The sequence below is a fragment of the Gordonia sp. 852002-50395_SCH5434458 genome (assembly GCF_001665905.1).
Taxonomy (GTDB): domain Bacteria; phylum Actinomycetota; class Actinomycetes; order Mycobacteriales; family Mycobacteriaceae; genus Gordonia; species Gordonia jacobaea.
The window spans coordinates 1-1,336 of record NZ_LZTC01000071.1 but is presented as its reverse complement, the minus strand read 5'-3'; the positions used below and the strand labels follow the sequence as shown (position 1 = coordinate 1,336).

Sequence of the window (1,336 nt, the reverse complement as noted above, 5' to 3'; positions counted from 1 at the left end):
GCAAACCTCAAACCGCTGTGCCGGTTTCATCACCGAACCAAAACGTTCGGTCGATGGCGTGACTACCAACTCGACCTGCAGACAGCGATTTTCGTATCCCCCACCGGGCACACCTTTGTCGGCAACGCCTTCGGCGGCCTCGATCTGTTCCCCAAACTCATCCCCACCAAACCACCCGACCACCCCGCCCGCCGCTCCATCGACACCATCCACACACAACGACGCGCCAAAGTCACACGCGCCGAAGAAAAGTGGAACCAGGAAAACCCGCCACCCTACTGACGGGTCTCCCTGGGATCGTCCTGGCTCAGTCGGTGCCGGGCTCGGCGTCGCTGAGCGCCAGCACGAACTTGGTGCCGTACGGCGCATCCTGCACCAGACGCAAGCGCGCCAGTGCGGGGTGGGCGTCGAGCACGCGACCGGCGTTGGCCAATGAACGCAGCGCAGCAGTTTCTGCGCGTGCGGTCTCCAACTTGGCCAGCCCGCGTGCCTTGGCAGTGACCAATTCGGTTGCTGCCGAGCGGATCTCGGCGGGCAGGATCACGTCCTTGACCACCACGTCGAGCACCTCGATGCCCGCAGCGCGGCCAGCACGTGCGGTCGCGGCGATGATCGACCCGGTGTCGACGGTGTCGGCTCGGGTGATCACCTCATCGACGGTCACGGCTGCGCAGACCTCACGCAACGCCACCTGCGCGGCGAGGTATACCGCCGCCCACGGATCGCTGGCCCGCTCGGTGAATGCGACCGCGTCGAAAACCGACGCGCGGACGGCCATCGTGACGCGCAGCGACACGGAGTCGGAGGTCAGGATGTCCTGCGGCGCGAGGGTCATGACCCGTTCACGCATGTCGACGAACGTGTATGCGGCGCCCCTGCGCGCGCGGTACTCGCCGGGCGAAAGTTCGCGGGAGAGTTCGCCATTGCGGTACTCGAGTCCCTTGTACCCGATGGGTACGGAGATCTTGGGGAACCACCGCTTGGCAGGCTTGGTCGCCAGGCGGAGTTCGGTGAAAGCAGACATGATGCGAACCTCCCTTCGTTTGTCGCGCATGTCGTAGTGCAGGCGACACCGCCCGCGGGAGATCGCGTCGATGGGGCCGTCCGTCGACCGACCGAAGTCGGACGTCGGACGACCGCAGGACCGGCGTCGACCTTGTATTCCCGGGGGCGGCGTCTGGTGAGGAGTTGAACCTCGGGCTGTGAGAGCCCTGCCATTTCCGTGAATGGTGCTCGAGAGTCCAACGCGCAGAACATGATCGCCGGTACCCCGGGATCGGCTGCTCTCTCGTGCGAGAGGTAACGATGCCAGAGCGGGCTGCCTCTTATACACATC

The 1,336-nt window shown here is 65.1% G+C and carries 1 protein-coding gene and 1 pseudogene; one reads left to right on the top strand and one right to left on the bottom strand.

Translation table 11 applies throughout. The annotated features are described in order from the left end of the window. A pseudogene (locus tag A5785_RS15900) lies at positions 1-282 on the top strand (HNH endonuclease signature motif containing protein); the annotation flags it as partial. A gap of 25 nt (positions 283-307) precedes the next feature. Here A5785_RS15900 and A5785_RS15895 read toward each other — a convergent pair. Beyond that, positions 308-1,024: a slipin family protein gene (locus A5785_RS15895; RefSeq protein WP_064867469.1), complete on the bottom strand. Its 717-nt coding sequence runs from the start codon at positions 1,022-1,024 to the stop codon at positions 308-310. Positions 1,025-1,336 lie beyond the last annotated feature (312 nt).